This is a genomic window from Paracoccus spongiarum, assembly GCF_030732095.1.
GTDB classification, from domain to species: domain Bacteria; phylum Pseudomonadota; class Alphaproteobacteria; order Rhodobacterales; family Rhodobacteraceae; genus Paracoccus; species Paracoccus spongiarum.
In genome coordinates this window covers 30,723-55,792 of the sequence record NZ_JAVAMQ010000008.1, presented here as the reverse complement: position 1 = coordinate 55,792, position 25,070 = coordinate 30,723, and the positions used below count along the sequence as shown (strand labels likewise).

The 25,070-nt window shown below is 71.5% G+C and carries 28 protein-coding genes and 1 tRNA gene; 10 read left to right on the top strand and 19 right to left on the bottom strand.

Annotated elements, in window-relative coordinates; all coding sequences use genetic code 11:
* Window position 1: 1 nt before the first annotated feature.
* The 5 genes from Q5Y72_RS10315 to Q5Y72_RS10295 all read right to left on the bottom strand — a co-directional run bounded on the left by Q5Y72_RS10315 (window position 2) and on the right by Q5Y72_RS10295 (window position 3,223).
* Window positions 2–991: a BMP family lipoprotein gene (locus Q5Y72_RS10315; protein ID WP_371930805.1), complete on the bottom strand. Its 990-nt coding sequence runs from the start codon at window positions 989–991 to the stop codon at window positions 2–4.
* 100 nt (window positions 992–1,091) lie between these two features.
* A complete protein-coding gene (locus Q5Y72_RS10310; RefSeq protein WP_305963333.1) occupies window positions 1,092–1,493 on the bottom strand; it encodes a GNAT family N-acetyltransferase in 402 nt (133 codons plus the stop codon).
* Entirely contained in the window at window positions 1,490–2,107 is a 618-nt protein-coding gene (gene tsaB, locus Q5Y72_RS10305; RefSeq protein ID WP_305963332.1) for a tRNA (adenosine(37)-N6)-threonylcarbamoyltransferase complex dimerization subunit type 1 TsaB, read from the bottom strand. Before tsaB ends, Q5Y72_RS10310 begins: the two co-directional genes overlap by 4 nt.
* The gene (locus Q5Y72_RS10300; protein ID WP_305963331.1) at window positions 2,100–2,660 is read right to left on the bottom strand and encodes a NifU family protein; all 561 of its coding nucleotides are present in this window, start codon (window positions 2,658–2,660) and stop codon (window positions 2,100–2,102) included. The genes tsaB and Q5Y72_RS10300 overlap by 8 nt, the downstream gene beginning before the upstream one ends.
* 101 nt (window positions 2,661–2,761) lie before the next feature.
* On the bottom strand, window positions 2,762–3,223 hold the full coding sequence (locus Q5Y72_RS10295; RefSeq protein WP_305963330.1) for a universal stress protein: 462 nt from the start codon (window positions 3,221–3,223) through the stop codon (window positions 2,762–2,764).
* Between the two features lie 155 nt (window positions 3,224–3,378).
* Here Q5Y72_RS10295 and Q5Y72_RS10290 point away from each other — a divergent pair, with 155 nt between their 5' ends.
* Window positions 3,379–4,182, top strand: a complete 804-nt coding sequence (locus Q5Y72_RS10290; protein ID WP_371930804.1) for a sugar transferase — start codon at window positions 3,379–3,381, stop codon at window positions 4,180–4,182.
* On the opposite strand, the gene truA is transcribed toward Q5Y72_RS10290, so the two are convergent.
* The 3 genes from truA to Q5Y72_RS10275 all read right to left on the bottom strand — a co-directional run bounded on the left by truA (window position 4,155) and on the right by Q5Y72_RS10275 (window position 6,711).
* Window positions 4,155–4,934 carry a tRNA pseudouridine(38-40) synthase TruA gene (gene truA / locus Q5Y72_RS10285; protein WP_305963329.1) on the bottom strand — a complete coding sequence of 260 codons (780 nt, stop codon included), beginning with the start codon at window positions 4,932–4,934 and terminating at the stop codon, window positions 4,155–4,157. The genes Q5Y72_RS10290 and truA overlap by 28 nt on opposite strands.
* Before the next feature lie 6 nt (window positions 4,935–4,940).
* Window positions 4,941–5,888 carry a 5-bromo-4-chloroindolyl phosphate hydrolysis family protein gene (locus tag Q5Y72_RS10280; RefSeq protein ID WP_305963328.1) on the bottom strand — a complete coding sequence of 316 codons (948 nt, stop codon included), beginning with the start codon at window positions 5,886–5,888 and terminating at the stop codon, window positions 4,941–4,943.
* 190 nt (window positions 5,889–6,078) lie between these two features.
* On the bottom strand, window positions 6,079–6,711 hold the full coding sequence (locus Q5Y72_RS10275) for a TetR family transcriptional regulator (protein WP_305963327.1): 633 nt from the start codon (window positions 6,709–6,711) through the stop codon (window positions 6,079–6,081).
* A gap of 115 nt (window positions 6,712–6,826) precedes the next feature.
* Between Q5Y72_RS10275 and Q5Y72_RS10270 the strand changes: the two genes are divergently transcribed.
* Complete coding sequence (locus Q5Y72_RS10270; protein WP_305963326.1) at window positions 6,827–7,039, top strand: hypothetical protein; 213 nt, start codon at window positions 6,827–6,829, stop codon at window positions 7,037–7,039.
* 29 nt (window positions 7,040–7,068) lie between these two features.
* On the opposite strand, the gene lpxK is transcribed toward Q5Y72_RS10270, so the two are convergent.
* The 7 genes from lpxK to tsaD form a co-directional block, all read right to left on the bottom strand.
* Window positions 7,069–8,067, bottom strand: coding sequence for a tetraacyldisaccharide 4'-kinase (lpxK, locus tag Q5Y72_RS10265; protein WP_305963325.1), 999 nt, complete (start codon window positions 8,065–8,067; stop codon window positions 7,069–7,071).
* A complete protein-coding gene (locus Q5Y72_RS10260) occupies window positions 8,064–9,242 on the bottom strand; it encodes a 3-deoxy-D-manno-octulosonic acid transferase (protein ID WP_305963324.1) in 1,179 nt (392 codons plus the stop codon). The genes lpxK and Q5Y72_RS10260 overlap by 4 nt, the downstream gene beginning before the upstream one ends.
* Window positions 9,242–9,487 carry a DUF4170 domain-containing protein gene (locus tag Q5Y72_RS10255; protein WP_305963323.1) on the bottom strand — a complete coding sequence of 82 codons (246 nt, stop codon included), beginning with the start codon at window positions 9,485–9,487 and terminating at the stop codon, window positions 9,242–9,244. The genes Q5Y72_RS10260 and Q5Y72_RS10255 overlap by 1 nt, the downstream gene beginning before the upstream one ends.
* Window positions 9,488–9,693: 206 nt before the next feature.
* A complete protein-coding gene (locus Q5Y72_RS10250) occupies window positions 9,694–10,107 on the bottom strand; it encodes an EVE domain-containing protein (protein ID WP_305963322.1) in 414 nt (137 codons plus the stop codon).
* Window positions 10,107–10,382, bottom strand: a complete 276-nt coding sequence (locus tag Q5Y72_RS10245; RefSeq protein ID WP_305963321.1) for a YciI family protein — start codon at window positions 10,380–10,382, stop codon at window positions 10,107–10,109. The genes Q5Y72_RS10250 and Q5Y72_RS10245 overlap by 1 nt, the downstream gene beginning before the upstream one ends.
* Entirely contained in the window at window positions 10,379–11,323 is a 945-nt protein-coding gene (locus Q5Y72_RS10240) for an NAD(P)H-dependent glycerol-3-phosphate dehydrogenase (protein WP_305963320.1), read from the bottom strand. The genes Q5Y72_RS10245 and Q5Y72_RS10240 overlap by 4 nt, the downstream gene beginning before the upstream one ends.
* Entirely contained in the window at window positions 11,320–12,387 is a 1,068-nt protein-coding gene (gene tsaD, locus Q5Y72_RS10235; protein ID WP_305963319.1) for a tRNA (adenosine(37)-N6)-threonylcarbamoyltransferase complex transferase subunit TsaD, read from the bottom strand. The genes Q5Y72_RS10240 and tsaD overlap by 4 nt, the downstream gene beginning before the upstream one ends.
* Window positions 12,388–12,452: 65 nt before the next feature.
* Here tsaD and Q5Y72_RS10230 point away from each other — a divergent pair, with 65 nt between their 5' ends.
* From Q5Y72_RS10230 to Q5Y72_RS10215, 4 genes are all read left to right on the top strand, one after another.
* The gene (locus tag Q5Y72_RS10230; protein WP_305963318.1) at window positions 12,453–13,118 is read left to right on the top strand and encodes a uroporphyrinogen-III synthase; all 666 of its coding nucleotides are present in this window, start codon (window positions 12,453–12,455) and stop codon (window positions 13,116–13,118) included.
* Window positions 13,119–13,212: 94 nt separating this feature from the next.
* A complete protein-coding gene (locus tag Q5Y72_RS10225) occupies window positions 13,213–14,946 on the top strand; it encodes a COG4223 family protein (RefSeq protein WP_305963317.1) in 1,734 nt (577 codons plus the stop codon).
* 10 nt (window positions 14,947–14,956) lie between these two features.
* Window positions 14,957–16,780, top strand: coding sequence for a heme biosynthesis protein HemY (locus Q5Y72_RS10220; protein ID WP_305963316.1), 1,824 nt, complete (start codon window positions 14,957–14,959; stop codon window positions 16,778–16,780).
* A 117-nt stretch (window positions 16,781–16,897) separates the two neighbouring features.
* A tRNA-Thr gene (locus tag Q5Y72_RS10215) sits at window positions 16,898–16,973 on the top strand.
* Between the two features lie 94 nt (window positions 16,974–17,067).
* On the opposite strand, the gene Q5Y72_RS10210 is transcribed toward Q5Y72_RS10215, so the two are convergent.
* Both Q5Y72_RS10210 and Q5Y72_RS10205 read right to left on the bottom strand, forming a co-directional pair.
* Window positions 17,068–17,208 (bottom strand): hypothetical protein, encoded by a 141-nt coding sequence (locus tag Q5Y72_RS10210; RefSeq protein WP_305963315.1) that lies wholly within the window; start codon window positions 17,206–17,208, stop codon window positions 17,068–17,070.
* The gene (locus tag Q5Y72_RS10205) at window positions 17,195–18,901 is read right to left on the bottom strand and encodes a right-handed parallel beta-helix repeat-containing protein (protein ID WP_305963314.1); all 1,707 of its coding nucleotides are present in this window, start codon (window positions 18,899–18,901) and stop codon (window positions 17,195–17,197) included. The genes Q5Y72_RS10210 and Q5Y72_RS10205 overlap by 14 nt, the downstream gene beginning before the upstream one ends.
* Here Q5Y72_RS10205 and Q5Y72_RS10200 point away from each other — a divergent pair.
* A complete protein-coding gene (locus tag Q5Y72_RS10200; protein WP_305963313.1) occupies window positions 18,900–19,085 on the top strand; it encodes a hypothetical protein in 186 nt (61 codons plus the stop codon). The genes Q5Y72_RS10205 and Q5Y72_RS10200 overlap by 2 nt on opposite strands.
* Before the next feature lie 284 nt (window positions 19,086–19,369).
* On the top strand, window positions 19,370–20,131 hold the full coding sequence (locus tag Q5Y72_RS10195; RefSeq protein WP_305963312.1) for a hypothetical protein: 762 nt from the start codon (window positions 19,370–19,372) through the stop codon (window positions 20,129–20,131).
* 4 nt (window positions 20,132–20,135) lie between these two features.
* On the opposite strand, the gene pyrG is transcribed toward Q5Y72_RS10195, so the two are convergent.
* Entirely contained in the window at window positions 20,136–21,779 is a 1,644-nt protein-coding gene (pyrG, locus tag Q5Y72_RS10190) for a CTP synthase (RefSeq protein ID WP_305963311.1), read from the bottom strand.
* Window positions 21,780–21,931: 152 nt separating this feature from the next.
* A complete protein-coding gene (gene secG / locus Q5Y72_RS10185) occupies window positions 21,932–22,492 on the bottom strand; it encodes a preprotein translocase subunit SecG (protein ID WP_305963310.1) in 561 nt (186 codons plus the stop codon).
* A gap of 71 nt (window positions 22,493–22,563) precedes the next feature.
* Between secG and Q5Y72_RS10180 the strand changes: the two genes are divergently transcribed.
* Entirely contained in the window at window positions 22,564–24,000 is a 1,437-nt protein-coding gene (locus Q5Y72_RS10180) for a cobyric acid synthase (RefSeq protein ID WP_305963309.1), read from the top strand.
* Between the two features lie 100 nt (window positions 24,001–24,100).
* The gene (gene ispH / locus Q5Y72_RS10175; protein WP_305963308.1) at window positions 24,101–25,057 is read left to right on the top strand and encodes a 4-hydroxy-3-methylbut-2-enyl diphosphate reductase; all 957 of its coding nucleotides are present in this window, start codon (window positions 24,101–24,103) and stop codon (window positions 25,055–25,057) included.
* Window positions 25,058–25,070: the final 13 nt, after the last annotated feature.

The window sequence follows — 25,070 nt, the reverse complement described above, 5'->3', positions numbered from 1 at the left end:
CCTACTGGACCGGGCAGGTGCTGTCGGTCGCGTAGTCGTGCACCTTGATCTCGCCCGAGGCGATCTTGGCTGCCGCGTCGTCGACTGCGGCCTGCATCTCGGCCGTCACCAGATCCTTGTTGTTGTCGTCGATCGCGACGCCCACGCCGCCGGCGGCAAGGTCCATCACGGTGACGCCCGGTGCCAGGTCGGTGCCGGCCGTGAAGGCGTCGAAGACGGCATTGTCCACCCGCTTGACCATCGAGGTCAGCACCTTGCCCGGATGCAGGTGGTTCTGGTTGCTGTCCACGCCGATCGACAGGATGCCCTCGTCGGCCGCCGCCTGCAGCACGCCGATGCCGGTGCCGCCGGCGGCGGCATAGATCACGTCGGCGCCCTGCGATTTCTGCGCCTTGGCAAGCTCGCCGCCCTTCACCGGGTCGTTCCATGCCGCGGGCGTGGTGCCGGTATAATTGATCAGCAGCTTGCCGTCCGGCTTGACCGCCTTGAAGCCCTGCGCATAGCCGCATTCGAACTTGTGGATCAGCGGAATGTCCATGCCGCCGATGAAGCCGACCGTGCCGCTCTGCGAGGCCATCGCGGCCATCACCCCGGCCAGATAGCTGCCCTGTTCCTCGGTGAAGACGACCGACTGGACGTTGGGCTGGTCCACCACCATGTCGATGATCGCGAATTTCGTGTCCGGGTAATCGGGGGCGACCTTGTTCAGGACGTCGCCGAAGGCAAAGCCGGTCATCACGATGGGGTTGGCGCCGGTCTCGGCCAGCCGGCGCAGGGCCTGTTCGCGCTGCGCCTCGGACTGCATCTCCAGTTCCTTGTAGGCGCCGCCGGTCTCCTCGACCCAACGCTGCGCGCCGGCATAGGCCGCCTCGTTGAAGGACTTGTCGAACTTGCCGCCCAGATCGTAGATCAGTGCCGGGTCGGCCAGCGCCGCGCCGGAGGCCAGCGCCGCCAGCGCGCCCCCGGCCAGCAATCTCGTCATCACACCCATGGTCAGCCTCATCCTGTTGGCGCGGACGATTCAGGCCGCCCGCATGATGGCCCGATTAGGGCGCAACGCCGGAAAGCGGTCAACCGTCTTCTGCGTGATTTCAAAGCGCAAGGCGCAGCACCCTGGCGTCGTGCCCCGGACCGAAATAGTCCCGCCGCAGCCCCGCCTCGCGCCAGCCGAGGCCGGCATACAGCGCCAGCGCCGGGGCATTGTCGCAGGCGACCTCCAGGAATGCGGCGCGGGCAGCGCGGGCGCGTGACGTGGCGGCAAACGCCTCGGTCAGCTGTCGGCCCAGCCCCGCCCGGCGGGCATCCGGGGCGACCGCCAGGGTCAGCAGCTCGGCCTCTTCGGCGATGGCCCGGCCGATCAGGAAGCCGCCGGTGCGGTGGTGCAGGAAGACGCCCGGCAGCGCCAGCATCGCCGCGATCTCCGCGGCCGACCAGGGCCGGGGCCGGTCGGTGAAGCAGCGCCGGTGCAGGCCCGCAAGCTGGTCGGGCGTCACGGCAGCAGCACCGGCGCCGGCTCGGGCGCCGGGGCGGCGTCGGCCGGGCGCAGATACAGCGGCGCCGGCCGGGGGCAGGGCAGGTGCCGCCGCGCCATCGCCAGCCGGGCGATGGCCTCGGCCACGGGAAGGGGCGGCGCAGCCGGCGCGGGGCCGGGCGGCAGCGCGCCGGCCGCAGCTTGCTGCGGACGGCCCCCCCCGGCCCCCAGCGCGACATCGGCATCCGGCGCGGCGCCGAAATCCTGCCAGATCACCTGATCGCGCCGCGCGGGCAGCACCACCCGGCACGGCCTGGGCAGCCCGAGGGCCGCCGCTTCGGTGGCGCTGATCCCGATTGCCGGGATGCCCAGCGCCAGCGACAGCCCGCGCGCCGCCGCCACCGCCACACGGATGCCGGTGAAGTTGCCGGGACCGATGCCGACGCCGATGGCGGCCAGCGCGTGCCAGCCAAGCCCGGCCGCGTCCAGCAATTCGTGAAGCAGGGGAAACAGCCGTTCGGCCTGGCCGCGCTCCATCGCCTCGTGACGGCTGTCCAGCAGCCGCTCGCCCGACAGCAAAGCGGCCGCGCAATGCGCGGCCGATGTGTCGAAGCCCAGGACCAGTGGCTCAGGCAACGGGGCGAACCTCGATCACCTCCGGGATATAGTGGCGCAGCAGGTTCTCGATCCCCATCTTGAGGGTCAGGGTCGAGGACGGGCAGCCCGCGCAGGCGCCCTGCATGTGCAGGTAGACCACGCCGCGGTCGAAGCCGTGGAAGGTGATGTCGCCGCCGTCCTGCGCGACCGCCGGGCGCACGCGCGTGTCCAGCAGCTCCTTGATCTGCACGACGATCTCGGCATCCGGCCCGCTGTGGTCGGCATGGCCGGCGCCGGCCGGGGCATCGCCCTCGATGGCCGGGGCGCCCGACTGGAAATGCTCCATGATCGCGCCCAGCACCGATGGCTTCAGGTGATCCCAGGGCTGGTCGTCCGCCTTGGTAACGGTGACGAAGTCGCGTCCGAGAAACACCCCCCCAACCCCCTCGATGGCGAAGATGCGCCGGGCCAGCGGCGAGGCCGCGGCGTCGCCGGCGGTCGGGAAGTCGGCCGTGCCGCTGCCCAGGACGGTCTCGCCCGGCAGGAATTTCAGCGTGGCGGGGTTCGGCGTGGTCTCGGTCTGGATGAACATGGCGGGCGCTCCTTTGTCCTGCATATGGCCATCGCGGGCCGTCGGGTCAAGCCGCCGCGCGGTCGTGGCCCGGCCCGCGCGGCGGCCCGCGCGGCGGCCGGTCAGGTGATCGCCTCCAGCCGTTCCTTCGGGATGTCGCCCGGCACGATGGTGATCGGGCAGGCCAGCGTCGCCGCCTCGCGCAGCAGCCGCGTCAGGACCGGGTTCTGGCCCGACTTGTCGCTGTCCAGCCCCAGCACGACGACGCCGATCTCGGGGTCCTCGGCGATCTGGGCGATCAGCTCCTCGGCCGGGTCGCCTTCGCGGATGACCAGTTCCGGCTCGACCTTGGGGCGGGTCCTCATCCATTTGGCGAAGACCTCGAAATGCGCCTCGATGCGTTCCTGCGCCTCGGCGCGCATCACGTCGGCCACGCCGAAGCCGAAGCCGTGCTGGATGTCGTCGGCCGGAATCACCGACAGGATGACCACGCCGCCGCCCGTGCTGGCCGCCCGCATCGCGGCAAAGCGCATGGCGTTCAGGCATTCGCGGCTGTCGTCCAGCAGCACCAGGAATTTGCGCATGTCTTCGCCGCCTTGGGTCGATTTCCGCCGATACAGTGGCCGAACTGCCATGCCCACGCAAGTGTTTGCGCCCGATCGCCGAGGCGCGGTTTTCTTGCCCGGAATGATGTGCTACCGCGAAAAACGACGCATCAACAAACCTATCGGACGGCATCGTGACGATCCACCACGACTGGGACAAGACCTCGGCACAGCGCCTGACGGCGCTGACCGCGCCGAAGCTGGCCTGGTTTCTCAACCGGACCGCGTCCGCCACGATCCAGCCGATGCCACTGTCCAAGCGGCTGTTCGATATCGGCCTTGCGCTGCTGTTGCTGCTGCCCCTGTCGCTGGTGATGGCGGTGGTGGCGCTGATCCTGCTGGTCGTCCAGGGCCGCCCGATCTTCTATTCCGCGCAGCGGATGCGGGCGCCGGGCAGCGCCTTCACCCAGCTGAAGTTCCGCACCATGCTGCGCCAGGATGGCGATTTCGGCGCCACCGGGGCGCACAAGCACTGGCGCATCACGCCCATCGGGCATTTCCTGCGCCGCTCGCGCATCGACGAATTGCCGCAGCTTTTCAACATCCTGAAGGGCGACATGAGCTTTGTCGGACCGCGCCCGCCCCTGCGTGAATATGTCGAGCGGTTCCCCGCCATCTATGGCCAGGTGCTGAAAAGCCGTCCCGGCGTCACCGGGCTGGCCACGCTGATCTATCACCGCCACGAGGATCGTATCCTCGCCCGCTGCACCAGCGCCGAGGCGACCGAGGCCGCCTATTACCGCCGCTGCCTGCCCGCCAAGCTGAAGATCGACCTGATCTACCAGCGCCATCGCGACCTCAGCCTGGACCTGTGGATCCTGTGGAGCACGGTCAAGATCGTGGTCTCGCGCCGCGACGAGCGGCCGCGCCGCCGCAAGGCGCAGGCGGTCGCGGCGCTGCGCCGAACGCGTCAGGCGCTGAAGGGATCGGCCGGGTAGCCCACGCCCGTCAGGTACAGCCCCTGCGGCGGGCAGACCGGCCCGCAGGCGGCGCGGTCGCGCGCGGCCAGCGCCAGGGCCACCCGCTCGGGCGGCCAGGATCCGGCGCCGACCCGTTCCAGCGTGCCGACGATCGACCTGACCTGATTGTGCAGGAAGGATCGCGCCCGCAGCGAGAACCGGTATTCCCGGCCATGCGGGACCGGCAGGTCCTCGATGGTGATCTCGTCCAGCGACTTCACGGGGCTCTGCGCCTGGCAGAGGGATGACCGGAAGGTGGTGAAGTCGTGCCGTCCGACCAGATGCGCCGCCGCCTGCCGCATCGCCGCGGTGTCTAGCGGGTTCAGCACCTGCCAGACCTGTCCGCGCGCATGGGTCAGCGGCGCGCGCCGCGCCACCAGCCGGAACAGATAGCGCCGCTCGACGGCCGAGAAGCGGGCGTGGAAATCCGCCGGCACCGGCGCCGCGGCCAGCACCGCGACCGGTGCCGGCTTCAGGTGGAAGTTCAGCGCCTCGGCCAGCCGGAACGGGTCCCAGGCGCGCGCCAGATCGGCATGGGCGACCTGCCCGCTGGCGTGGACCCCGGCATCGGTGCGACCGGCCGCGGCGATCCGAGCCCCGGCCGCATAGGCCGGGTCCAGCCGGCCCAGGGCGGTCTCGACCGCCTGCTGCACCGAGGGCTGGTCGGCCTGCGCCTGCCAGCCCGCGAAGGGCCGGCCGTCATATTCGATCTTCAGCGCGAAACGCGGCATCGAGCCTCAGCGACGCCCGGCGGTCACGCCCTGCCGGGGCGACAGCACCTCGTCCAGACGGCGGGCATCCTCGCTGAGCGGCGTCGTCCCGCCGTCCACGGGGCGCACGCCCTCGCGCGCCAGCCGTTCGCGCAGCACCTCGATCTCGATCTTCAGGTCGCTGCGGTCGGCGTCCAAGAGCTTGCCGGACTGCGCGCTGAAATCCTTTTCCAGGTCATCAAGGAACGCCTCGTAGGCCGCCCGGCTTTTGGCGTCGCCGTGGCGGGCATAGAGGCTGGCGAACTTGTCGGTCGCCTCGCTGGCGCCCTGAAGGTAGATGCCCAGATAGCGACGCGTGGCCGACAGGTCGCCGGGATTGTCGCGGACGCGCTCGAACAGCCGGCGCACCGTGCCCGCAAACCGCGCCACGCGGTCATCGAGGCGGCGGTCGCCCAGGCCTCCGATCGCCTGCTGGATGCGCGCCAGATGCGCCTCGCCCTCGTCGATCATCCGCGCCGCGCGGTCCTGCTGGAAGCCGCCGTCCCCGTCGATGCCCTTGTCGCGCATCGGATCGGCCCCGAAGGCCAGCCAGTGCAGCGCGAAGCCGGCAAGGCCGATGACCGCCGCGCCGGCGATCGCGCCGGGTTCGGCCGCGCCCAGGCCCAGTCCCAGCCCGGCCAGCAGGCCGCCCAGCAGCTTGCGCGGGACGGCGGGCCGTCGCGCCACGCGGCGCAGGTCATAGGCGGCCTCGGCGGCCAGCCCCTCGCGGGTCAGCCACATGGCCGTCGCGATCAGCCCGAAACCGGCAAGGCTGCCGACCATTCCCAGCGGCGGCTGGAAGAAGGCCGCGATCAGGAAGGGCGAGGCCGCGATGGTGACCCATTTGGGGCGCGTCGCCAGCCGGTGCCGCAACGACGGCGGAAGGCCGCCGCCGTCGGAACCGGGCGAATGCGGGCCGCGGAACCTGCCAGCCACCCGCGCGCCCTCAGCCCGCACCGGCCAGCGACGCATACAGCGTCACCAGCACCAGCAGGTAGAAACTGAGCCTTTGCATGGCGTTTCGGGTCATGCGCTGCCTTTCGGTGACGAGGCCGAACGGCCTCTGATGGTCCTTATATCGGGGCCGTCGGCCCCTTTGCAAAGACCCGCGGCGCGGATTGCGCCATCACGCGGGCCGGGCCGCCTGCAGAAGCGACTCGATCTGCGGCCACAGCAGGTCCAGCGCCTCTTCGGGCGCGCGGCGCGAAAAGACCGCATCTCGGGTCCTCCATGTGTAAAGTCCGAAGATCGCGTCCGCCAGCCTTGCGGGGGCCAGCGTCGCCGCGATCTCGCCGCTGTGCTGCGCCTCGGCGACGAGATCGGCGACAAGGCCCTTGAAGATCGCGCGGGTGGCGCGGTTGCGGGTCTCGGTCTCGTCGGACCATTGCCAGGAATAGCCCTGCACCACCTGCAGGATGCGCGGGTCCGACAGGTCGCCCCGCGCCCAGACCAGCAGCATGTCGCGCAACCGCCGCAGGGGCGGGCCGCCGCCCTCGACGATGGCGCGGCTTGCGGCCTCCTGCGCGTCATTGAGGCTTTCCACGAGGGCATAGGCAAGGCCGGCCTTGCCCTCGAAATAGGTGTTGATCAGCGATGCCGAGACGCCGGCCTTGCGCGCGATCTCGGTCACCGACACCCCGTCATAGCCGTGCTGCCCGAACAGCGCATGCGCCGCGGCCATCAAGGCCTCGCGCGTCTCGGTGCTGCGCGCGGCGCGGGCGGCACGGCCATCTTCGGTCAGTTTGTAGGGGCGCGGCATGGGATCATGATGAAAATTTCTGTCGAAAAGGTCAACCAGCCCCGCCGCGGCCTTGATTTGCGCGGATCCACTCCATATTGAAAATTTCAATCGAAAAATTTATTGGAGAATCGAGATGTCCACCCGGCCCGGCGGGGAAGGCCCCCTGCGGCAGATGCTGCATCGCCTGAAAGAGGCGATTATCGGCCGCGAGGTCGAGGACGAGCAGTGGAGCCTCGATCGCGAGCACTATCCCAACGGCATCTGGATCGCGGTCCTCGTTGTGGTCAGCGCGGCAGTGGTCGTGGCGCTGGTCCTGTCGCTGGCCATGTCGGCACTGGGCATCTAGCCCCGGGGCCCGGCCGCTGCGGCGTGCGTTCAGCCGGGCCGGCGCAGCCCCGGCAACAGCCGTGACAGCGCGTCCAGCAGCGGGCGCGGATCGTCCAGGACCAGCCTGACCGGCAGCGCCAGCACCTTTGGCCGGAAGCCGCGCGGCAGGCGGGCGGCATCCTTTTCCGTGGTCACAAGCTGGGCGCCGGCCAGCCGCGCCTCGGTTTCCAGCCGCGTCAGCAGCGCGGGGGTGAAGGTCTGGTGATCCTCCAGCGCCTCGGCGCGGATCACCCGCGCGCCCAGATCGCGCAGGGTGGCGAAGAATTTCTCGGGATGGCCGATGCCCGCGAAGGCCAGCACGCGGTGGCCGCGCCAGTCGATGCCGGTCTGCAGCGGGGCCAGCCGGCCGCGCAGATGCGGCAGGTCCGGCGCGGGCGAGGCAAAGCCCGCCTGCGCCTCGGCCGGGCCGATGGACAGCAGCAGGTCGGCCCGCGCAAGCCCCGCCGCCACGGGTTCGCGCAGGGGGCCGGCGGGCAGGCACAGCCCGTTGCCAAAGCCCTTCGCGGCATCCACGACGATCAGCGACAAATCATGCGCCAGCGCCGGATCCTGAAAGCCGTCATCGAGAATCACCGCCTGCGCGCCCGCCGCGACTGCCGCGCGGCATCCGGCCAGCCGGTCGTCGGCGACCCAGACCGGTCCGAAGGCCGCCATCAGCAAGGGTTCGTCGCCGGTGGTGGCCGCGTCGTCGCGACGCTCGTCCACGCGCAGCGGGCCCTTGGCCGTGCCGCCATAGCCGCGCGAGACGACATGCGCGGCGATGCCCGCATCCTGCAGCAGCTGCAGCAGATGGATGACCGTCGGCGTCTTGCCCGTCCCGCCGGCGTTCAGGTTGCCGACGCAGATCACCGGCACCGGCAGCCGCGCGTGCCCGCCCTGCGCCAGCCGCCGCGCGGTGGCGCGCGCATAGGCGGCGCCCAGCGGCGCCAGCAGCCGCGCCGCAAGGGTCGGCGGGCGGCGATACCAGAAGCCGGGCGCCCGCCTCATCGTGTCGCCCCGCGCAGCGCGTCCAGCACCGGCCCGGCGATGCGCTGCGCGACATCGGCGCCGCCGGTGCTGACCGCCCAGGCCGCGCTGGCCAGCGCCGCGACCAGGTCGGGCTGCGTCAGTTCGGCGATCGTCGCGGCCAGCGCCTCGGCATCGCCGACCATCCGCGCTGCGCCCGCCCCGTCAAGCTGCTGCCATTCGGTCGGGTGCCGCCCGGTCGCCGGCCCGTGCACGATGGCCGAGCCGAGGGCGGCTGGCTCGAAGGGGTGGCGCGCCTCGTCGACCTCGCCGCTGAGGGTGCCGCCCATGTAGGTGACCGGGGCCAGCCGGTACCACAGGCCCATCTCGGTCGGACCGTCCGTGATCAGCGCGTGGATTTCCTCGGTCGGTTCCTCGTCGAGGCTGCGGCGCGCCACCAGCAGCCCCTCGGCCTCGAGTTGCGCGGCCAGCGGATCGACCCGCGCCGGGTCGCGCGGCGCCAGGAACAGCAGCGCGCGATGCGACTGGCGCATGGCGGCGCGATGGGCGGTCAGCACCGCCTGCTCCTCGGATTCGGGGACCGAGGCGGCCAGCCAGGCGTGCCGTCCGCTCAGCAGCTGGGCAAAGCCGCTGCGTTCGGCCTCGGTGCAGCGCAGCGGTTCGCGGATCTCGGCGACCGGCCCGGTCAGCACCACCCGGGCCGGATCGGCGCCCATGCGGATCGCGATGCGGTGGCTTTCGGGATCGGTGACCAGCACCGCCCCGGCGCTTTGCAGAAGGCGGCGGCGCATCGCCGCGCGCAGCCCCCAGCCGGTCTCGGGGGCGGTCAGCCGCGCCTCGGCCAGCATGACGGGCAGGCGGCGCTGCGCGGCGGCGGCGATCAGCGCCGGGGGCAGGTCGGCGCCCAGCAGCAGCAGCGCCGCGGGCCGCGCCTCGTCCAGCAGCGTCTGCGCGGCACCCGAATTGTCGGCCAGCGGCAGCGGCGGCAGGCCGCGCGTGTCCAGCACCCGCAGCTTCGGCATCCCGCGCCGCAGCCGGGCCAGGACCTGCGCCGCCGCGGTCTCGGCCGCGGCCGAGACATGCATCAGCAGCAGCGGGCCATCGCCCGGCGGCAGCTCGATGCGGGCCGAGGCCGGGTCCGGCCGGCTGCGCAGATGCAGCCAAAGCCCCAGCCTGCCAAGCCCGCCGCCCGCCATCAGCCGTTCAGGGCCACGGTCGGGCCGACCTCTTTCTCCTCGTCCACCAGCCGGTGCAGATGCGCGATGAAATAGCGGGTCTGCGCGCTGTCCACGGTGCGCTGCGCCTCGGCCTTCCAGGCGCGGTGCGCGCTGGCATAGTCGGGGAAGATGCCGACGACATGGATCGCATCGACATCGCGGAACTGCGTGCCCTGCGGATCGGTCAGCTCGCCGCCGAAGACGAGGTGAAGACGCTGGCTCATGGGACCTCCTGGGGATCGCCTGTCGGGGATGCCCGCAGCCTATCGCGGCGACGCAGCAAGATGAAGCGGCTTTGCATCAAAAGCCCCGCGCTTGGGCGTTGCGTTGCGGGCGCTGCCGCGCTATCCGGCAGCCACGGGTTCTCCGGGGGCATGCGATGGTGTGGCGCGCGCCTTCGGGACCCCCGCTGCCGCCGCGCCGGCGGCGGTCACAGCCCCGCCATCTCCAGGATCACGGCCCATTCGGCCTCGCTCACCGGCTGCACCGACAGGCGGCTGTTGTTGACCAGCACCATGTCCTTCAGCCGCGGCTCGGCCTTGGCCTCGTCCAGCGTGACGGGGCGCGGCAGGGGCCTGACCGCGCGGATGTCGACGCATTCCCATTTCGGGTCGGCGGCGGTGCTGTCGGGATGGCTCTCGGCCGCGACCTCGACGATGCCGACCGCCGCCTTGCCGATGTTGGAATGATAGAACAGCCCCAGATCACCGCGCTTCATGGCGCGCATGTTGTTGCGGGCCTGATAGTTGCGCACGCCGTCCCATTCCTCGCCGCGCTCGCCGCGCGCCACCAGGTCGTCCCAGCCGAACACGTCGGGTTCGGACTTGAACAGCCAGTAGGCCATCAGCCGATCACCTTCTTCCACTCGATCACCTCGACGCTGTCGAACAGCCCGGCGCCCTTGTAGGGGTCGTTGGCGGCCCAGTCGCGGGCGGTTGCCAGGTCCTCGGCCTCGAGGATCAGCAACGAGCCGCACATCGCGCCCTCGTCCAGCAGCGGGCCGGCCATGCGCACGATGCCGCTGTCGCGGATGAAGCCAAGATGGGCCTCGCGGGTATCGAGGCGGGTCTGCAGCGCACCGGGCTTGTCCCGGCAGATCACGGCGAACAGGGGCATCATTCCTCCTTCAGGGGTCGGCTCATCAGCTTCTCGACGGCCTTTTCGACCGAAACGCCGCCATCGGCAAGCCGCGCGACCATCGCGGCCACCGGCATGTCCTCGCCCAGCCGCCCGGACAGCGCGGCGACGGCGCGGGCGGTGGCCGCGCCCTCGACGGTGGTGGCGGCATCGAAATCCTCGGCGGCGCCAAGCGCCCGGCCAAAGCGGAAGTTGCGCGATTGCGGCGAGGTGCAGGTCAGCGTCAGGTCGCCCAGGCCCGACAGCCCGGCCAGCGTCTCGGGGCGGGCCCCCAGCCGCACGGCCAGCCGGGTCATCTCGGCGAAGCCGCGGGTGATGATCGCGGCGCGGGCGCTGTCGCCCAGCCCGGCGCCGATCACCACGCCGGCCGCGATGGCGATGACGTTCTTCAGCGCGCCGCCCAGTTCGGCGCCGGTCACGTCGGTGGTCCGGTAGAGGCGCAGCACCGGCGTCGACAGCGCATGTTGCAGCGCAAGGCCCGCATCGGGCCGGGCACAGGCCAGCGTCAGGGCGGTGGGCAGGCCGCGGGCGATGTCGGCGGCGAAGGACGGCCCGGTCAGCACCGCGACCGCGGCCGAGGGACAGGCCTCGCCCAGAAGCGCCGAGGCGCCGGTCAGCCGCGTGAGGTCGATCCCCTTGGCGGTGCTGACCAGCCGTTTTCCGTCCAGCAGCGCCGCATGATCGGCCAGAAAGCCCGCCAGCAGCTGCGCGGGCAGCGCCAGCAGGATCGTGTCGGCCGCGGCCGCGGCGGCGCGCAGATCCGCACCGGTCCGCACCGCCTCGGGCAGCGCGACCCCCGGCAGGCGCGGGTTGATCCGCCCCCAGCCGACATCGCGCCCCCACAGCGTCACCGGCCCGTTCGCCGACAGCGCCACCGCCAGCGCCGTGCCGAAGGCCCCCGCGCCCAGAATCGCCACGCTCATGCCTTGGCCCCCTTCCTGCCGCTGCCCAGCATCGGTGCCGCACGACCGTCCAGCGGCCAGCGGGGCCGCGCGGCCAGGTCCATGCCGTCGCGCTGGCCAAGGCGGAACAGCTCGATCCCCGCCCAGGCGATCATCGCGCCATTGTCGGTGCAAAGCCGCAGCGGCGGCGCCAGGAAGGCCGCTCCGGCGGCCTTGGCGACCTGCTCCAGCGCCCCGCGCACCGCCCGGTTCGCGGCGACCCCGCCCGCCACGGCCAGCACCGGCACCGGCGCGCGGTCCAGCGCGCGGCGCGCCTTTTCGGCCAGCACCTCGGCCACGGCCGCCTGGAACGCCGCGCAAAGATCGCGCCGGTCGCGGCTGCGCAGCCCGCCCTGTTCCTCGACCAGCCGGTCGCGCAGCCGCAGCGCCGCGGTCTTGAGCCCCGAAAAGGACAGGTCGCAGCCCGGCCGGTCCAGCAGCGGGCGCGGCAGATCGAAGCGGTCGGCATCGCCCCCGGCGGCCTCGGCCTCGACCGAGGGGCCGCCGGGCTGGGGCAGCGCCAGAAGCCGCGCCAGCTTGTCGAAGGCCTCGCCCGGCGCGTCGTCGATGGTGCCGCCAAGCCGGGTGAAGGCGCGCGGCCCCTCGACCCGCAGGAACTGGCAATGCCCGCCCGAGACCAGCAGCATCAGATAGGGAAACGGCGTCGCATCGGTCAGCCGCGGGGTCAGCGCGTGGCCGGCAAGATGGTTAACGCCGATCAGCGGCAGCCCGGTCCCGGCGGCGATGCCCTTGGCGCACATCACCCCGGCCATCACCCCGCCGATCAGCCCCGGCCCCGCCGTCACCGCGACCCCCGACAGGTCGCGCAGGCCCAGCCCGGCCTCGGCCAGCGCCTGTTCCACGGCCAGGTCAAGCCGCTCGGCATGGGCGCGGGCGGCGATCTCGGGGACGACGCCGCCGAAATCGGCATGCAGCGCGGTCTGGCTGCTGACGACCGAGGACAGGATGCGCCGGTCGCCCGCCACGATGGCGGCGGCGGTGTCGTCGCAACTGCTTTCGATGCCGAGAAAGATGAGGTCGTCCATGCTCTTGCCGGGCGGGGAAGGGAGGCTTACCCCTGATGGCCTAGCACCGGCCACGGGGGTTGCCAATGGACAGGCGCGCCGCGCCCACGCTTCTGCTGACCCGGCCCGAACCCGATTCGGGGCGGCTGGCGGCGCTGCTGCCGGGCATGGCCGCGCTGGTCTCGCCGATCCTGCGGATCGTCCCGGTCGCGCATGACCGGGCGCGGCTGGACGCGGCCGAGGGGCTGGTCTTCACCTCGGGCCATGCGGTCGCGGCGGCCGGGGCGGGGCGCGGGCGCCCGGCCTTCTGCGTCGGTCCGCGCACCGCGCAGCTGGCCGGCGCGGCGGGCTTTCGGGTGATCGAGGGTCCGGGCGATGCCGAGGGGCTGCGCGATCTTGTCGCGGGCTCGGCGCTGCGGCTGCTGCATCCGCATGGCCGCCACCTCGCCCGCGACCTGCCGGTCGAGGGGGTGGTGGTCTATGACCAGATCCCGCAGGACCTGTCGCCCGCGGCGCTGCGGCTGCTGGCAGGCGCCGCGCCGGTGGTGCTGCCGGTGATGTCGCCGCGCTCGGCCACGCTGCTGGCGGGCATGGCCGGCGCGGCGCGTGCGCCGCTGTGGCTGGCGGCGATCAGCCCGGCGGCGCTGGAAGGCTGGACCGGACGGCAGGATCGCCGGACCGTCGCCGCCGCGCCGCGGATCGAGGCGCTGGCCGCCGCGATCGGCGCAATGTGCGGCGTGGAACAATCCTGATCACGGCGGGTTGAGCAGAAGCCCGCGCGTCATTAGGCTGCGTTCACGCTGCGGCGGCGGGCACGCCGGGACAGGCGAGGACGGGGACAGCATTGTGAAAAAGCCAGACGAGAAGAAACCCTCGAGCGACAGCAAGTCCGAAGGATCCGAAAAGCCCGCGGCGGCGACGGCCGAAACGGTGGCAAAAACCGGGGATGCGACGGGTCGCAAAGCCGCCGCCGCGCCCGGCACGCTGGCCTCGTCGGCGACCGGGCCGGGCGACGGCGCCTCGGCGCGGGCCGGCGCGGGCAGCGCCGAACCCATCGAATCATCGCTGCTGGGCACCGGCAAGGACGGGCGGCCCGCAGCCGCGCCGAAGTCCGCCGCGACCGATGCGGGGACCGATGCGGGCAAGCCGGCCGCGAAGGCCGCCCCGGCCGGTTCCGCCCCCGCCGCCTCTGCGACGGCCGCCGCCGCCGCCGCCGCCGGGGCCGGAGCCGGGGCCGGGGCGAAGGACCCGGCATCCCCGACCCCGACCGGCAAGCCCGCCGCCGAGGCCACGAAGCCGGGCACCGGGGCCGCGAAACCGGCCGCCGACGCGGCCGCGCAGCCGCCGTCCCTTCCCGCCGACGCCGGACCCAGGGGCCCGCTGAAGGACACCCCGCCCGAGGCGATCCTGCGGGACACGCCCGCGGCAAGCCCCGCCCCGACCCAGAACGTCACCGTCCGCAAGGCCGGCTTCTGGCCCACAGCCCTTGGCGGCGCGGTGGCTGCGGGCCTTGGCGCCGCGGCGGCCCTCTGGGCGCTGCCGCATCTGCCCGCGGGCTGGCTGCCCGCCGATCCCGCCGCCGAGGCCGCACCCGCCATCGATGCCGAGGCGATCCGCGCCGAGGCCGTCAGCGCCGCCGAGACGGCGGCCCGCGACGCGGCCCGCCTGGCCGCGCGCGAGGAAATCGACGCGCTGCTGACAGAGATCGCGGGCCAGCCCTTCACCCCCGCCGAGCCCGGCAGCGACCCTGCCCCCGCCGAGTCCGGCACCGCCACCGCCGAGGCCCCGGCGGAACCCGCAACCGGCACCGCTGCGGAAACCGCGCCGGAAGCCCCCCCTGCCGAACAGGTCGCGCTGGTCTCGGCCGAGGATCTCGCGGCGCTTCAGGCCCGCCTCGACGAACAGGCGGCCCGGATCGAGGAACTGGCCGCCCGGCCCAGCATCGATCCTGCGGTCGCCGAGCGGGTGCAGTCGCTGGCCGATCAGGCCGGCGCGCTGGAACAGCAGATCCAGTCCGCAGCCGAGAACGCCCAGTCCGAGATCACCGCCGCGCAGGCCGAGGCGCAGAAGCTGCAGGAGGCCGCCGAGGAAAGCACCCGCCGCGCCGAGGCGGTCGCCGCCATCACCGCGCTGCAGGCGGCGCTGGACCGTGGCGTGACCCCGGACGAGGCGCGCCAGACGCTGGAAGGCGCCGGGCTGGACGCGCCCGAGGCGCTGACCCGCGAGGTGCCCAGCCTCGAAAGCCTGCAGGCGGGCTTCGGCGAGGCCGCGCGGGCCGGCCTGCGCGCCGCGCTGCGCAACGACAGCGCCGAGGGCGGCGGCAACCTGCTGACCAATTTCCTGCGCGCCCAAACCGGCGCCCGCTCGGTCACCCCGCGCGAGGGCGACGATCCCGACGCGATCCTGTCGCGCGCCGATGCCGCGGTCGAGGCGGGGCGCATCGACGCGGCGCTGACCGAGGTCGCGGCGCTGCCCGACCCCGCCCGCGAGGCGCCCGCGATGGCCGCCTGGATCGCCGATGCCACGGCCTATCGCGATGCGCAGGCGGCCCTGTCCGACCTGTCGGCCAATTCGAACTGAGGGCCCGGTCATGATCCTGTCGCTTCTGAAAATCCTGTTCTTCTTCGCGGTCGTCCTGGCCATCGCCCTCGGCGCCGTCCAGCTGTCCGAAACCGGCCAGACCCTGCGCCTCGAATATGGCGGCACGGAATATGTGCTGACCCCGGTCAAGGCCCTGGTCGCGCTTCTGGTGCTGATGGTCGCCGCCTGGCTGGTGCTGCGGCTTCTGGGCCTCGCGCTGGCCTTCCTGCGCTTTCTCGCGGGGGACGAGACGGCGATCAACCGCTATTTCGCCCGCTCGCGCGAGCGCAAGGGATACGAGGCCCTGGGCGAGGGGATGCTGGCCGTGGCCTCGGGCGAGGGCAAGCTGGCCCAGGACAAGGCGGCGAAGGCGCGCAAGTATCTGGACATGCCGCATGTGACCAACGTGCTGGCCGCGCAGGCCGCCGAGGTCGCCGGCGACCGCAGCCAGGCCGAGGCCGCCTATCGCACCCTGCTCGAGGATGACCGCACCCGCTTTGTCGGCGTGCGCGGGCTGATGCGCCAGAAACTCGACGCCGGCGACACGGCGACCGCGCTGCTGCTGGCGCAAAAGGCCTATGCGCTGAAGCCGCGCCACAAGGAGATCCAGGACACGCTGCTCGAGCTTGAGATGCGCGAGCATGACTGGAAGGGCGCGCGCAAGCTGCTGAAGGAAAAATCCCGCCAGGGCGAACTGCCCAAGGACGTGCATCTGCGCCGCGACGCGGTGCTGGCGCTGCAGGAGGCCAGCGAGGTTCTGGCCTCGGGCAATTCGATCAGCGCCCGCGAGGCGGCGATCTCGGCCGCCAAGGCCTCGCCCGACCTGATCCCGGCGGCGGTGCTGGCCGCGCAAAGCTATACCGAGGCCAAGGACTACCGCAACGCCTCGCGGATCCTGGAAAAGACCTGGTCGGTGCGCCCGCATCCCGACATCGCCGCCGCCTATGCCGCGATTGTCCCCGACGAGACGCCGAACGCCCGCCTCACGCGGTTCGAGCGGCTGATCGGCAAGAACCCCTCGGACGAGGAATCGCGCCTGCTGAAGGCCGAACTGCTGCTGGCGGCCGAGGATTTCCCCGGAGCCCGGCGTGCGCTGGGCGATCTGGCGCAATCCCACCCCACCGTCCGCACCCTGTCGATCATGGCGGCCGTCGAACGCGGCGAGGGCGCAGATGACAGCGTGGTGCGCGGCTGGCTGGCCAAGGCGCTGACCGCCTCGCGCGGGCCGCAATGGGTCTGCGACACCTGCCACAACGTGATGGCCGACTGGGGTCCGGTCTGCGACAGCTGCGGCGGCTTCGACACGCTCAGCTGGCGCGAGCCCGAGATGCGCCGCAGCGCCGCCACCGCGGGCACCGCGGGGCCCGAGATGCTGCCGCTGCTGGTCGGCAGCCCGGCCACCACGCCGGATGCCGCGGCCGCCGATGCCCCGCCCGCCGATGGCGCGGCCACCGATGCCGCGGCCGCGCCCGCCCCGGCGGCCCCCGCCGCACGGACGGCGCCCCCGGCCGACAGCCCGCGCAGCACCCGCATCGAGATCGCCGACGTGGCCCCCGGCATGGTGCCGCGCGAACAGGATTTCGTCGAGATCGAGCCGGCCACCACCGACACCTCGCCCGAGCGCCCGGTGGATGGCAGCCGCGCCCGCACGGCCCCGCCCGACAGCGCCGCCCCGCTGGCCGGCACTCCCGTGCCCGACAGGGCCGTGTCCCGCAAGCCCGTGCCCGACCGGACCGCGACGGCCGGCACCGCCGATGCCGAGCCGGTGCCTGTCCGCCCCGATGTCGAGCCGCCTTCCGAGGGCGCCTGGCAGGGCGACCGGGCGCGCGGCTGAGGCCGGGCCGGGTCGCGGGCGCGCGCCGCGTCGCCCCCCGGTGCCGCGGGCCAAAAATCCGCGGCGGGCTCTTTTCCTTGGCCGCGGAACCTGCTATCCGCCGCCGCACGATCTGTTGCCGGTGTAGCTCAGCTGGTAGAGCACGTCATTCGTAATGATGGGGTCGGGGGTTCGAGTCCCTTCACCGGCACCAGGATCGAAACGCGCAAGGGGCCGGTCCGCCAGGACCAGCCCCTTTGCCTTTCTTGCGCCCTTGGCGGGTCCGGTCGCGCGGTGCGATCCCGGCGCTAATAGGGCTGCGGCGGATCCTCGGGCAGCGGCAGCCCCGGGGCTTCCTGCCAGACGCTGCGGCCCAGATGGCCGATGTCGGCGATGGCCCGGCCGGCGATCGTGACCGTCTCGCAGCGCGTCAGATCAAGCGGCGGCATAGCGGACCACCCAGACCATCGGATCGCCGGCATGGGCCGCCAGCGCGGCGCGGTATCCGTCCTCGTCCCAGGGCTCGAAGCCCAGCACCCGCAGCCCCGGCGCGGCCAGCGCCGCGTCCTGCCAGCTGCCGTCGGCCGACCGGCACAGGGCCCGGCCCTCGGCGGTGATCGCCTGGCTGGGGCCGTAATCGGGATCGTTGACGCCATGCGCGGGGTCGGCCAGCTGCGCGGCGGTGACCTGCCCGTGCAGCATCCGGCCGCCGAACCAGACCTCGTTGTGGCGGCGCGCATTGCGGGTGCCGTTGCTTTCGACCACCCGCTGCGGATGGACGCCCGTCAGGTCGCCGCCCAGCCGGAAATCGCAGCCCGTCACGCCCGATCCGGTCAGATGCACCAGATGCGGACGTTCGGCGGTGCGGGCGCCGCCCTTGATCTGCGCGTCGATCCGCGCCCGGCGCAGCGTGCCATCGGCGCGCAGGAAACAGCGCGGCAGGCTGCGCGGCCCGCCATAGCCGAAGCCCTGGTGTTCCAGCCGGCCGCCGCCGGCCTCGTCCAGGTCGCCGTGGAAGGTGATCCCGGTATCGCCCGACAGGTGCAGGCCGGGACCCCAGCTGTCCTGGGTCGAGACATTCGACATCGTCAGCGCGGCCGTGCCCTTGTCGGGCAGGTGGATGCCCGCGCCGATCACCTCGGCGTCGCGCTGCATGCCGGTGAACCACATCTTCGAATTGGTCAGGCGCAGGTTGCCCGCGCGGGCGGTGATGATGCAGCCGCTGTCGCCATGCAGATAGCTGGTCAGGTCCGACACGAAGCAGTCGGGGCTGTCCAGATACAGGCCGGTGACCGCGCATTTGCGCAGCTCGACCCCGCGGATGAAGTTCTCGCCGCGCCCCGACATGCGGATGCCGCAGCCCGCGACATTGGTGATGGTGACGTTGTCCAGCCGGTTATGCGCGTCGCTGCCCGCCTCGCGCGCGGCCGAGGGCCCCGCCGGCCCCGCCGCCGGGGTGTCAAAGGCCACCGCGCATTGCGTCATGCGGTGCGGATCATAGGACCAGTTGCCGCCCTCCCGGTCGGCGGCATGGTTGCGCAGGGTCCAGCCCCCATCAAGGATCAGGTCGGCCAGCAGCGTATAGCCGTTGCCACCCTCGCGGCCGCTGACCGGGGGGCAGGCCAGCAGGTCGACGAAGGGCTCGCTGTCCAGCCGGGGCTGCAGGCGCTGGCGCAGCCGCGAGGAATGCTTGCCCGCGCCGCGCATCGAGGCGCCGAGGCGCCAGACCAGCGTGCCGGCCACGTCGATCGCCCCGGCGGGCAGCTGGATGAGCCCGCCCGTCGCCGCCGACCAGTCGATCGCGTCCTGCATCAGTCGCAGGTTCTGCCGGGCCACCGCGTCGCTGACCACGGCGTCGAACCCCTGCACGAGGACGCCGAAATGGCGGATGTCGGTGGCGGCGGCATGGCCCGTGGGCAACAGCGCGTCCTGTCCCCCGACGCGCACCGAGGCGCTGTGCAGAAAGGGCGTCGCCAGTCCCGCCGCGGGCAGGCTCAGGCTTGGCGAGGCGGCGGCCAGGCGCATCGCCTCGGCGGCCATCGCCTCGACCGCAAGGAAGCGGTCGTGGACGGCATCGGCGGTCTGGCCGGTGTCAGTGTCAGTGTCGGTGTCGGTGTCGGTGTCGGTCTCGATCTCTGGCATGATGCATCCCTGCGCCTGGACTCGGGACGGCAAGGATTGCGCAAGGAAGGTTAACGAAGTCGAGGCCGGGCGCACGTTGCTTGTGGCGAAGGCGCACCGGCGCGCCGATCCACGCGTTTCGCCGCAGGCCGGTGAAAAGGATCTCGTGATTGACACGGCGCGGATCGCCGGCCGCCGGTCGTGACCCTGCCGGATGACGCAGCGCGTCTGCGTTGCTTCGAAGACCCGCACTCCCCTCAGATTGTTTTCGACGACTTGTTCCGCCCAGCCGCCAACTTCAGCTGACTCGCCGCGCTGAGCGACATCATTGGCAGCTACCTGCCTGGGCGTCGGGATGCGACGGCATTGGAGAGCCGGGTGCTCAGCGAGCATTAGGGCGTGCCCGCACAGATTCCCCGAACGAATTCACCGACGTGCCATTTGTGCTATGATCGCTCTTGCTGTGGCGGATAATCAGGAGGCGCAGAGATGACCATTTCCCGGCGCAAGGCACTTTTCGGAACATCCGTAGCATTTGCGGCAGTGGGCGGCCGACATGTCGCGGCACAAGAGGCCGATATTCTTGCGCAAAGGCTTGAATTTGAACCCGCCTTCGAGGGGGCGGCCTTGGCGCTGGATGCTGCGACAGACAGTTTCATGGGCGTTGACAATGGTGGCGAGGTTAACGCCGAGGCGGCTTCTGAACAGCTTCGTGCCGCACTGGCGACGCTGGCCGAGGTCGGCGTCGGGGCGGAGGCGGCCTTGGTCGCGCGTACCGAACAGGCCGATCTCGTGGCGGATATCCTGGCGAACGAGGTCGATCTCGCTCCCGATCCCGAAGCCGTGGAAGACCTCCGCAATGCCGAGGCCCAGGCAGATGCCGACACTTGGCAGAGGGCGTTCACCGACATTCTTGCGCAGGCTTTCGGCATCGATCCGCAACTAGGCCCACAGCTTCGCGACGCACTCATCGCGCTCGACACGGCGCAGGACCTTCCTCGGCTTGCCGAGGCGGTGCGCAAAGGCGATTGGTGGGCCGCGTTGCGGATCACACGCAGAATTGTCGCGAAAATTGTGTCCAGGGCCGGGCTGTCGGCGCTGTCCGAGCGACTGGGCGAGGACGCCTACCGGCAGATTCTTCGCGCGCTCGCCAGGCGGGCCGTCCCCTACCTTGGTTGGGGCGCCTTCGCGCTTTCGCTGGCACTGGCGATCTGGGAAAACCGCGAACGCCTTGGCAACTTGGCCGACTGATCCGTCAGACCAGCCGGCCCTCGTCCATCGCCGCCCGCACGAAGCCTGCGAACAGCGGCGCGGGGGCGAAGGGCTTGGATTTCAGCTCGGGATGCGACTGCACGCCGATGAACCAGGGGTGGTGCGGATATTCGATCACCTCGGGCAGCTTGCCGTCTGGCGACATCCCCGAGAATGACAGCCCGGCCGCCTCCAGCGCCTCGCGATAGGTGGCGTCGACCTCATAGCGGTGCCGGTGCCGGTCCTCCATCTGCAGCGCGCCGCCATAGATCTCGCTGATCTTCGAGCCCTCGGCCAGCATCGCCGTATAGGCCCCCAGCCGCATCGTGCCGCCCTTGTCGTCGCCGAGCTTGCGGTTGACGGTGTAGTTGCCCTGCACCCACTCCTTCAGGTGATAGACGACCGGGGTGAAGCGGGTCTTGCCGGCCTCGTGGTCGAATTCCTCGGAGCCCGCATCCGGCATCCCGCCCAGATTGCGCGCGGCCTCGATCACCGCCATCTGCATCCCCAGGCAGATGCCCAGATAGGGCACGTTCTTCTCGCGGGCGTATCGGGCGGCGGCGATCATCCCCTCGGTGCCGCGCTCGCCGAAGCCGCCGGGCACGATGATGCCGTGATAGCCGTCCAGCAGATGCGCGCCCTCGCCCTCCAGCTTCTCGCTGTCCACCCAGTCGGCCTTGACGCGGACCCGGTTGGCCATGCCGCCATGGGTCAGCGCCTCGGCGATGGATTTGTAGGCATCCTCAAGCTGGGTGTACTTGCCCACGACCGCGATGTTCACCTGGCCCTCGGCATTGTCCAGCCGGTCCATCACGTCCTCCCATTTCGACAGGTCGGGACGCGGGGCGGGGCTGATCGCGAAGGCGTCCAGCACGGCGCGGTCCAGCCCGGCGCGGTGATAGGCAAGGGGCGCCTCGTAGATCGACTTCAGGTCATAGGCCGGGATCACCGCATCGGGGCGGACATTGCAGAACAGCGCGATCTTGGCGCGTTCCTTTTCGGGGATCGGGTGTTCCGACCGGCAGACCAGCACGTCGGGCGCAAGGCCGATCGACTGCAATTCCTTGACGCTGTGCTGGGTCGGCTTGGTCTTCAGCTCGCCCGAGGCCGCCAGATAGGGCAGCAGCGTCAGATGCATCAGGATGCACTGCCCGCGCGGGCGCTGATGGGTGAACTGGCGGATCGCCTCGAAGAAGGGCAGCCCCTCGATATCGCCGACCGTGCCGCCGATCTCGCACAGCATGAAATCGACCTCGTCCTCGCCGATGGCGAGGAAGTCCTTGATTTCGTTGGTCACATGCGGAATGACCTGAATGGTCTTGCCCAGGTATTCGCCGCGGCGTTCCTTTTCCAGCACGTTGGAATAGATCCGCCCCGATGACACGCTGTCGGTGCGCCGGGCGCTGACCCCGGTAAAGCGTTCGTAATGGCCGAGGTCCAGGTCGGTCTCGGCGCCGTCATCGGTGACGAAGACCTCGCCATGCTCGAAGGGCGACATCGTGCCGGGATCGACGTTCAGATAGGGGTCCAGCTTGCGCAACCGCACCGTGAAGCCGCGCGCCTGCAACAGCGCCCCCAACGCCGCCGAGGCCAGCCCCTTGCCGAGGGAAGAGACCACGCCGCCGGTGATGAAGATGTAACGCGCCATGTGGCCCCCGTGATGTGCGAATCGCCTGATCTGCGGGCCGCCGGAACGGCCCTGACCACGGGACCCGAGATATAGATGATTCGCCCCGTGGCCGCAATGGACCGCAAGTTGATGTGGGGAAGAATAATTCCTCCCCTAATTGTAGTGTCGCCTCAGTTCGCCGGTGCAGGCTCTGCCGGTGCGTCGGCCGGGGCCTCTGCGGGCGCCTCTGCGGGTGCCTCCGCCGGCGCCTCTGCGGCGGGCGGGGCCACGCCGTCGGCTGCGGGGGCCTGCACATCCGCGGCCGGTGCGGTCGCTGCGGGCGCGGTCGCCGCGGGCGCCGCGGCCTCGGGCTGCGCGGCCGCCGGGGCCTCGGGGGCGGGCGGGGTCAGCGGGTCGCCGCCGGTGCTGGGCGGGGGCGTGTAGGCCGGCAGCGTCGGCAGGGTCGATCCCGACCCCTGCTGCTGCGCCGGCACGCCAAGCTGATCCATGATCGAGCTGTTGCTGGCGTCGCGCGCGGCAATCACCGTCAGCCCGATCGAGGTGCAGAAGATCGCGATGCCGAAGATCCAGGTCAGCCGGGTCAGCGCGTTGGCGGCCTGACGCCCGCTCATCACGCCGCCGCCGCCGCCGCCGCCCATGCCAAGGCCGCCGCCTTCCGAACGTTGCAGCAGCACGACCCCGGTCAGCAGGACCGCCAGGATCAGATGGATGGTCAGCACGACGTTCTGCACGGAATTCGGCCTTTCATTTGCGGACGCGCCTATCTAGTCACCGGCGCAGGTGATGGCAAGCGAAGTGTCCCATGCCGGCGATGATGATCCAGGGCACCGGCTCGAATGTCGGCAAGTCGATGCTGGTGGCGGGGCTGTGCCGCGCCGCGCGGCGGCGCGGGCTGTCGGTCGCGCCCTTCAAGCCGCAGAACATGTCCAACAACGCCGCCGTGACCGCCGACGGCGGCGAGATCGGCCGCGCCCAGGCCCTGCAGGCGCGCGCCTGCGGGCTTGACCCGGTGACCGACATGAACCCGGTGCTGCTCAAGCCCGAGACCGACACCGGCGCGCAGGTCGTGCTGCAGGGCCGCGCCATCGCCCGCGCCGAGGCCCGCGACTATGCCGCGCTGCGCCCGCGCCTGCTGGCCGGGGTGCTGGACAGCTTTGCCCGGCTGCGCGCCGGCCACGATCTGGTCATCGTCGAGGGCGCGGGCAGCCCGGCCGAGGTGAACCTGCGCGCCCGCGACATCGCCAACATGGGCTTTGCGCGGACGGCGGGGGTGCCGGTGGTGCTTGCCGGCGACATCGACCGGGGCGGGGTGATCGCCCAGATCGTCGGCACCCGGGCGGTGATCGACCCGGCCGATGCCGCGATGATCCGGGGCTTCCTCGTCAACAAGTTCCGCGGCGATCCGCGGCTGTTCGACGAGGGCTACCGGCTGATCGCGCAGCGCACCGGCTGGCCAGGCTTCGGCGTGCTGCCCTGGTTCGCCGAGGCCCATCGCCTGCCCGCCGAGGACGCGGTGGACCTGCGCGCCAGCCGTGGGGCGGGGCTGCATGTGGTCTGCCTGACGCTGTCGCGGATCGCCAATTTCGACGATCTCGACCCGCTCGCGGCCGAGCCGGGCGTGCGGCTGACCATGCTGGGGCCGGGCCGGGCGATCCCCGGCGACGCCGATCTGGTGGTGATCCCCGGCACCAAATCGACCCGCGGCGATCTGGCCTTCCTGCGCGCGCAGGGCTGGGACATCGACCTTGCCGCCCATGTCCGCCGCGGCGGGCATGTGCTGGGCATCTGCGGCGGCTACCAGATGCTGGGCCGGATCATCCGCGATCCGCTGGGCAGCGACGGCCCGGCCGGCGAGACGCCGGGTCTGGGCCTTCTGGACGTCGAGACCGTGATGGCCGCCGACAAGCGGCTGGACCGCATCGCGGGCATCGCGCTTGGCCAGCCGGTCTCGGGCTACGAGATCCACATGGGCCGCACCGCCGGTCCCGACTGCGCCCGGCCCTTCGCGCATCTGCCCCATCCCGACGGCGCGATCAGCGCCGATGGCCGAATCGCCGGCAGCTATCTGCACGGGCTGTTTTCGGATGACGGCTTCCGCGCCGCCTGGCTGGCCCGCCTCGGCGCCGCCTCGCAACCCGGCTTCGAGGCCGGGGTCGAGGCCGCGCTGGACGCCCTGGCCGACCATCTCGAGGCGCATCTGGACGTGGCAGGCCTCTTGGCCGTTGCGCGACAGGGTTAACGCAGCGTGCGTTGTCGGTGTACAGGCTGTGCACGCCCTGTGCACGGCTTGTGACCCCTCGGTGCTGGACGAAAGCGGGGCTTCGCGCTACCTGAGGGGCATGACCCAGACCAAGCCGCCCCTGACCCTGTATCTGGCCGCGCCGCGCGGTTTCTGCGCGGGCGTGGACCGCGCCATCAAGATCGTCGAAATGGCCCTGCAGAAATGGGGCGCCCCGGTCTATGTCCGCCACGAGATCGTCCACAACAAGTATGTGGTTGATTCGCTTCGTGAAAAGGGCGCGGTCTTTGTCGAGGAGCTGGATGAATGCCCCGATGACCGGCCGGTGATCTTCTCGGCCCATGGCGTCCCCAAGGCCGTCCCGGCCGAGGCGCAGCGGCGCCGGATGGTCTATGTCGATGCCACCTGCCCCTTGGTCAGCAAGGTCCATATCGAGGCCGAACGCCACCACGCGGCGGGCCTTCAGATGGTCATGATCGGCCATGAAGGCCACCCGGAAGTCCTTGGAACCATGGGACAATTGCCGCCGGGCGAGGTGATCCTGGTGGAAACGGCCGAGGATGTCGCGGCCATCGCCCCGCGCGATCCGGCCCGGCTGGCCTATATCACCCAGACCACCCTGTCCGTCGATGACACCGCCGCCATCGTCGCGGCGCTTCAGGCCCGCTTTCCGGCGATCATCGGCCCGGCCAGGGAAGACATCTGCTATGCCACCACCAACCGCCAGGCGGCGGTCAAGGCGGTCGCCCCGCGGATCGACGCGCTGCTGGTCATCGGGGCTGAAAATTCCAGCAATTCCAAACGCCTGGTCGAGGTTGGCCGGGCCGCCGGCTGCGCCTATTCGCAGCTTGTCCTGCGCGCCGACCAGATCGACTGGCGGGCCATCGAGGGCGCCCGCGCCGTCGGAGTGACGGCCGGCGCCAGCGCCCCCGAAGTGCTGGTCAACGAGGTCATCGACGCCTTCCGCGCGCGCTATGACGTGGCCTTGGAAATCGTCGAGACCGCGCAGGAAAACGTCGAATTCAAGGTGCCGCGCGTGCTGCGCGAACCGGCCTGACCCGCGACCCAGG